This is a genomic window from Microbacterium sp. HMWF026 (assembly GCF_003061325.1).
Classification (GTDB): domain Bacteria; phylum Actinomycetota; class Actinomycetes; order Actinomycetales; family Microbacteriaceae; genus Microbacterium; species Microbacterium testaceum_E.
Window position 1 is genome coordinate 904 of record NZ_QAJB01000438.1, and the last position, 6,616, is coordinate 7,519.

A 6,616-nucleotide genomic window follows, 5' to 3' on the forward strand; every position below is an offset into this window, starting at 1 on the left:
ACTCGGTCTCCACCTTTCGGATGATCCCGTGGCGTCGTGGCATCCGTACTGTGGAGGGCGACATGCCGCACCGCACCCTCGCCCCCGTCTTCGCGGGCCTGCGCCTGGGCCTGCACGTCCTGTTCGGCGGGCTGCTGGCGCTGGTCGTCGTGCGCGTCCTGCTCACCGACGGCTCGCCGGTCGCCCTCGCCCTGAGCGGGGCGCTGGGGTTCGTCTACCTGTGCGGGATCGCCGTCGCCCGACGGCGGAGCCGGGCGCTCGCCGTGGCGTGGGTCGCCGCGCTGACCCTGCTGTGGGCATCGCTGGTGTGGCTGGTGCCCGAGGCGGCGTATCTCGTCTTCCCCCTGTTCTTCCTGTACCTGCACGTGCTTCCCCGGGCCGTGGGCCCGGTCGCGGTCGTCGCCACCACGGCGGTGACCATCGTCGCGTTCGCGGTGCACGGCGGCCTGACCGTCGGGGGAGTCGTGGGACCCATCGTGGGCGCCGGCGTGGCCCTGCTCATCGGTCTGGGCTACTCGGCCCTCGAGCGCCGTGCGGCCGAGCGCGAGGCCCTCATGGCCGAGCTGATCGCCACGCGCGACCGCCTGGCCGCGGCAGAGCGCGAGCAGGGCGTCCTGGCCGAGCGGTCGCGCCTCGCGCGCGAGATCCACGACACCGTCGCGCAAGGACTGTCCAGCATCCAGATGCTGCTGCACGCGGCGGAGCGGGCGGATGCCGACGGCCCCGGCCTCGACTACGTGCGGCTCGCGCGCCGGACGGCGGCGGACGGTCTCGCCGAGACGCGCCGGTTCATCCGCGAGCTCGCCCCGCCGAGCCTGGACAGCGGACTGGGCTCCGCCCTCACCCGACTCGCCGCCGAGCGCGCCACGAGCGAGGGCATGGACGTCGACGTCGTGATCGACGACGACGTGGTCCTGCCGATGGACGCGCAGACGGCGCTGCTGCGCATCGCGCAGGGGGCGCTCGCGAACGTCGCGCAGCACGCGCGCGCGGACCGGGTCGGCATCCGTCTCACCCGGAACGAGCGGACGGTGCGGCTGCGGATCGCCGATGACGGCGTGGGCTTCGACCCGGCGGACCTCCAGGGCTCGGCATCCCCGACGGATTCCTTCGGCCTGCGGGCGATGCGCGAGCGCGTGGACCAGCTCGACGGCCGGCTCGACGTCGTCAGCGCCCCGGGACGGGGGACGGTCGTCTCGGTGACCCTGCCGGTGGGGCCGTCGTGATCCGGGTGGTGATCGCCGACGACCACCCCGTCGTGCGCGCGGGGGTGCGGGCGCTGCTCGACGCCGAGGACGACATCGTCGTGGTGGGCGAGGCGGCCACCCCCGACGAGGCCGTCGCCCTGGCCGAGGCGCATGTGCCCGAGCTGGTGCTCATGGACCTGCAGTTCGGCGACCGCGCATCGGGAACCGAGGCGACGCGTCGCGTGCGCGCGCTCGCGGCGCCGCCCTACGTCCTCGTGCTGACGAACTACGACACCGACGGCGACATCCTCGGCGCCGTCGAAGCGGGAGCCAGCGGCTACCTGCTCAAAGACGCGCCGCCCGACGAACTGCTCGCGGGCGTCCGCGCGGCGGCGGCGGGGCAGAGCGCCCTGGCCCCGGCCATCGCGGGGCGACTGCTCGCCCGACTGCGCGAACCGCGCGTCACGCTCTCGGCGCGCGAGATCGAGGTGCTCCAGCTCGTGTCGCGCGGGGCGTCCAACGCCGAGGTCGCGGCCCGTCTGCACATCACCGACGCCACGGTGAAGTCGCACCTCGCGCACGTGTTCTCGAAGCTCGGGGTGACCTCGCGCACCGCCGCCGTCGCGAGCGCACGGGGTCTCGGCATCCTGCGCTGATCCGGTCGCCGCCGCTCTTGCGCCCAGGAGCCGCCCGTACGATGGGGGGATGATCCGGGTGCGCGTGGTCGGTGTCGCCCTCGATCCGGCCCAGCAGCACGTCATCCTGCTCTCGCCCGCGGATCCCCTCGCCGACGGGGAACGCGTCCTCCCGGTCTGGATCGGGGCGCAGGAGGCGATGTCGATCCTCGTCGCGATCGAGGGCACGGGCAGCCCCCGCCCCCTCGCGCACGACCTGATGACGGCGATGCTCGGGGAGCTGTCGGCATCCGTGTCCCGGGTCGAGATCACCCACCTCGACGAGGGGACCTTCCACGCGCGGGTGGTGCTCGACACGCCCGCGGGACAGCGGACCTTCGACGCGCGGCCCTCGGATGCGATCGCCCTCGGCGCGCGCGTCGACGCCCCGCTGTGGGTCGCCGAGACGGTGTTCGCCGAGGCGGGCGTTCCCCGCGACGCGGTCGAGCTCGACGGAGAGGAGCCCGACACCGACCGCGGCGACGAGGAGCGGGTCGCGGAGTTCCGGCGATTCCTCGACGACGTCGATCCGGACGACTTCCAGGGCTGACGGGCCGCCGCGTCCCGCGCGCTCCTAGACTCGCCAGGGGGCCGCGCGTCGCGGCCGTCACCCACGACGAACGGGGAACTGATGCAACTCGCCATGGTCGGACTCGGACGGATGGGCGCCAACATCGTGCGCCGGTTGATGAGGGACGGTCACGACTGCGTCGTCTTCGACGTGAACCAGGATGCCGTCGCCGCCCTCGTCGCCGAGGGGGCGACCGGCGCGAGCAGCATCGCCGACCTGGCCGCGAAGCTGCAGAAGCCGCGCGCGGTCTGGCTCATGATCCCCGCCGGTCTCACCGGCACGGTCGTCGATCAGGTCGCCGAGGTGCTCGAGCCGGGCGACATCATCATCGACGGCGGCAACTCGAACTACCGCGACGACGTCCGCCGGGCGAAGAAGCTCGACGACAGCGGCATCCACTACGTCGATGTGGGAACGAGCGGGGGCGTCTTCGGTCTCGAACGCGGCTACTGCCTGATGGTCGGCGGGCACGACGAGGCCGTCGCCCACCTCGAGCCGGTCCTGCGTACGATCGCCCCGGGGCCGGGCGAGGTCGAGCGCACCCCCGGCCGCGAGGGCGACTACACCACCGAGGAGCAGGGCTACCTGCACTGCGGTCCCTCCGGGGCCGGGCACTTCGTGAAGATGGTGCACAACGGCATCGAATACGGCATCATGGCCGCCCTCGCCGAGGGGCTGAACGTGCTGAACAACGCCGACGCAGGGCTGCACCAGGGCGAGCACTCGGCCGAGGTCGCCCCGCTCGAAGAGCCCGAGTACTACCAGTTCGACATCGACACGGCGCGCGTGACCGAGTTGTGGCGGCGCGGGTCGGTCATCTCGTCGTGGTTGCTCGACCTGACCGCCGCCGCTCTCTCGCAGAACCCCACGCTGGACGGCCTCGCCGGCCGCGTCTCTGACTCGGGCGAGGGGCGCTGGACGGTCAAGGCCGCCGTCGACACCGGCGTGCCGGTGCCGGTGCTGGCCGCCTCGCTGTTCGAGCGCTTCGCGTCGCGCGGTGAGGACCACTTCGCCAACCAGGTGCTCTCGGCGATGCGCCTGCAGTTCGGTGGACACCAGGAGCTGCCCGCCGGCGACGTGCTCGAGGCCGGTCAGAAGAAGGCCGAGAGCGGTCGCGACTGACCGCCACGCCCCGCCCGCCGTGCCCGGCATCGGGGGCGGGGCGCGTCGTCGACACGGTGCCGGCCGGGGGAGACTAGAGGGATGAGCAGTTCCGCCCCGACCTCTTCGACCGACCGCTACGTCGTCGCCACCGACGGCGCCTGCAAGGGCAACCCCGGTCCCGCCGGCTGGGCGTGGGTCGGCGAAGACGGGCACTGGGCCGCGGGCTCCATCCCCTCGGGCACCAACAACATCGGCGAGCTGCTGGGCCTGCTGTACGCGATCACCGACCACGCCGACGTGCGCGAGCTCGTCGTGCAGGCCGACTCGAAGTACGCCATCGACACCTATTCGTCGTGGATGGACGGCCACCGTCGCCGAGGCTGGGTGACGAGCGCCAAGAAGCCCGTCGCCAACCAGGGCATCCTCGAGGCGCTCATCGCTGCGCGTGACGCGCGGCGGGCCGCGGGCCTGCCCGACGTCGTCCTCGAACACGTGCGCGGGCACTCCGGCCACGTGCTCAACTCGTGGGCCGACGAGCGCGCCGTGCGGGCCTCGCAGCACGCGGCGAAGGGCGAGGAACTCATCTGGACGTCGCTGCGCGGACTCGACAAGCTCGAGGTCGGCTCGGCGCCCCCGCGTTCGGCCGCCGACCGCAACGGCCGCTAGCCGGCGAGCACCTCGGTTTCTTCGGCGGGCGTCAGGCCCGCCCGTCGCGGGCGGTCGATCCCGCGCTCGCGCTCGTCCCGCAGGGATCTGCGCATCGTCTCGGAGAGCGACCGGCGTCGACCCCCGGATGCCACGAACATCGCATCGCTACGGCGGGCGAAGCCGTCGGCGTCGCGGGGCAGCCAGAGCGGCAGTGAGCGGGGCCCCGCCCAGAAGGCGACGCCGCGAGCGGTCAGAACGTCGTCCTCGACGACGACGGTCTCGCCGTCCGCCGCGGCGGCGTCTCGCGCGGACGCGAGCACCGCGGCGAGGGGGAGGGCTTCGCCGACCGCATTCACCGGTCCGGTGATCCCGGCGCGTCCCGCCGACACGATCCACGCCGCGAGATCGTCGACGTCGATCGCCTGAACCCAGCGGTCGGTCGCGTCGGGGACGAGGACCCGCCCGCCGCGGGCGAAGCGGGCGGGCCAGTAGCCGTATCGGTCGGTCGGGTCGCCGGGACCGACGATCAGCCCCGCCCGGGCCAGCAGGGCGCGCTCGCCCACGGCCGCCGAGGTGAGCCGTTCGGCGTGCACCTTGGCATCCGCGTACTGCTCGAGATCGGCCGGCTCGACCAGCTCCGCCGTCTCGTCGGCGAAGGGGGTGTCGGAACGGGCGTAGACCGAGACGCTCGACACCAGGGTCCAGTGCGCGGCGTGATCGGCGAGGGAGTCGAGGGCGGATGCCACGAACCCGCGATCCCACGAGAGTTCGACGACCTCGTCCCAGTCGCGCCGCACGGCGTCGTACGCCGTCGGGTCCTGCCGGTCGGCGCGGATCAGCCGGGCGCCAGGCGGCGCGTCGCCGGATTCGCCGCGGGCGAGGCACGTCACCTCGGCGCCCTGCGCGACGGCGTGCGCCGCGACGGCGCGACCGAGCCACGCGGTTCCCCCGAGGACGAGCATCTGTCGCATGCGGCTCAGTCCACCATCGGCGGCCGGTCTGAGCGAGTGATTTCGCGGACGGCGGACGGGGCCGTGGTGAACGGGGGGAGCGGGTGACCGGGAGGGTGATGTCGTCGCCAGGGCGGCCGCCCGGGCCCGTGAATCCGGCGTTCATCGCGGAGTCGGCATACGCCTTCCGCTAACTTCTCGCCCACGGCATACGTCTCCGTGGGGGGACTCGACGAAGGAGTGGAACATGACCGACGTACGTACGCATCACCAGCTGGGCCGACCGACCGCAGCGTTCGTGGGGGCCTCGTGGGTGGCCCTCGGCCTGGGCGCCTCGGTGTACTTCATCGGGCTGTACAACGCGCAGATGGCGCTCTCGGAGAAGGGCTTCTACCTCGCGGTCTTCCTCCTCGGGCTCTTCGCGGCGATCTCGGTGCAGAAGGCTGTCCGCGACCGCGCGGAGGACGTCCCGGTCACGGGCGCCTATCTCGGCGTCGCGTGGGGAATGCTGCTCGTGGCCCTCGCCCTCATGTCGGTCGGACTGTGGAACGCCGACCTGCTGCTCTCCGAGAAGGGGTTCTACGGCATCGGTTTCGCCATGAGCCTCTTCGCCGTCGTCGCGGTGCAGAAGAACGTCCGCGACCTCGCCGCCTTCCGCTCGGTGCACCCCGATCCCGCACCCGTCGAGCACCCCGGATACCCGACCATCGGCTGACGCCTCAGGCGACCGGCGTCCCCTGGTGGAACAGGCACCGCGGTGCGGGGTCGAACCGCCAGAGGGACGATCGGCGGCTGACGCGGTCCTCGAACCGCAGCAGGTAGGTGAGCAGCACGTTGTCGGGGCCGACGAGGCGACTCTCCTTCTCGCAGATCTCGGGAGCGTCGTCCGCCCCCGGGTCTTCCCGCAGGGCAGCGACGATCGCGTCCCGTGTCCACCGGCGACCGGACTGACCGATCTCTCCGAACGAGGAATCGAGCAGGGCGGTGACCTGCCGCGGATCGGCGCGCACGGCAGGGTTCAGCAGACGCTCCTCGGCGGACCAGGCCGCGGCGGCGAGGCTCTCGGCATCCCGAGCCCTGCCGCGGATGACGTAGGAGCGCTCAATCCCCGCGGTCTCTCGTCCCCACGTGCTCGTCGCGACGCGCCGCTGATGCGCGTCGAACGCCGCTTCGTCGACGAAGCGCTCGGACACGCGCCAAATCCCCTCGCTCGCGGTGGGGGCCACGTCGAACGAGAGGCATCCCGGCTCGGCGCGGGTCAGGGCGATGTGCTCGGCGAGGTGGGCGTTTACGCGCTCCGCCTCGGCGGCGTTGGCGCACCGCAGCTCTCCGGTGAGGGTCACCTCGGGATTGCGCGGCACGGGCGTCGACATGCCGGTCGCCCAGTCGCGGCGAAGGACGCTGTAGGCGACGGATGCCACCGGCTCCGCGCCCTCGACCGGCCAGCCGTCGCGGTAGAAGGCCTCGTGCACCCACCCGCAC

8 protein-coding genes are annotated in these 6,616 nt (G+C 72.9%); 6 read left to right on the forward strand and 2 right to left on the reverse strand.

Annotated features, from left to right (window positions below; genetic code table 11):
* The 5 genes from DBR36_RS15895 to DBR36_RS15915 all read left to right on the forward strand — a co-directional run.
* Positions 1-1,226 (forward strand): sensor histidine kinase (locus DBR36_RS15895; RefSeq protein WP_308810973.1); only part of this gene is annotated, 1,226 nt, incomplete at its 5' end.
* On the forward strand, positions 1,223-1,843 hold the full coding sequence (locus DBR36_RS15900; RefSeq protein ID WP_108320681.1) for a response regulator transcription factor: 621 nt from the start codon (positions 1,223-1,225) through the stop codon (positions 1,841-1,843). The genes DBR36_RS15895 and DBR36_RS15900, both read left to right, overlap by 4 nt.
* A gap of 49 nt (positions 1,844-1,892) precedes the next feature.
* The gene (locus tag DBR36_RS15905; RefSeq protein WP_108320682.1) at positions 1,893-2,411 is read left to right on the forward strand and encodes a bifunctional nuclease family protein; all 519 of its coding nucleotides are present in this window, start codon (positions 1,893-1,895) and stop codon (positions 2,409-2,411) included.
* Between the two features lie 81 nt (positions 2,412-2,492).
* A complete protein-coding gene (gnd, locus tag DBR36_RS15910; RefSeq protein ID WP_108320683.1) occupies positions 2,493-3,554 on the forward strand; it encodes a phosphogluconate dehydrogenase (NAD(+)-dependent, decarboxylating) in 1,062 nt (353 codons plus the stop codon).
* An 81-nt stretch (positions 3,555-3,635) separates the two neighbouring features.
* Positions 3,636-4,202 carry a ribonuclease H gene (locus DBR36_RS15915; RefSeq protein ID WP_108320684.1) on the forward strand — a complete coding sequence of 189 codons (567 nt, stop codon included), beginning with the start codon at positions 3,636-3,638 and terminating at the stop codon, positions 4,200-4,202.
* Here the strand turns inward: DBR36_RS15915 and DBR36_RS15920 are convergent.
* Positions 4,199-5,155 (reverse strand): NAD-dependent epimerase/dehydratase family protein, encoded by a 957-nt coding sequence (locus DBR36_RS15920; RefSeq protein ID WP_108320685.1) that lies wholly within the window; start codon positions 5,153-5,155, stop codon positions 4,199-4,201. The two genes, DBR36_RS15915 and DBR36_RS15920, sit on opposite strands and share 4 nt — an antisense overlap.
* A 226-nt stretch (positions 5,156-5,381) precedes the next feature.
* On the opposite strand from DBR36_RS15920, the gene yiaA reads away from it, so the two are divergent.
* A complete protein-coding gene (yiaA, locus tag DBR36_RS15925) occupies positions 5,382-5,849 on the forward strand; it encodes an inner membrane protein YiaA (RefSeq protein WP_108320686.1) in 468 nt (155 codons plus the stop codon).
* A 4-nt stretch (positions 5,850-5,853) separates the two neighbouring features.
* On the opposite strand, the gene DBR36_RS18150 is transcribed toward yiaA, so the two are convergent.
* Positions 5,854-6,616 (reverse strand): antibiotic biosynthesis monooxygenase (locus DBR36_RS18150; protein WP_219927672.1); only part of this gene is annotated, 763 nt, incomplete at its 5' end.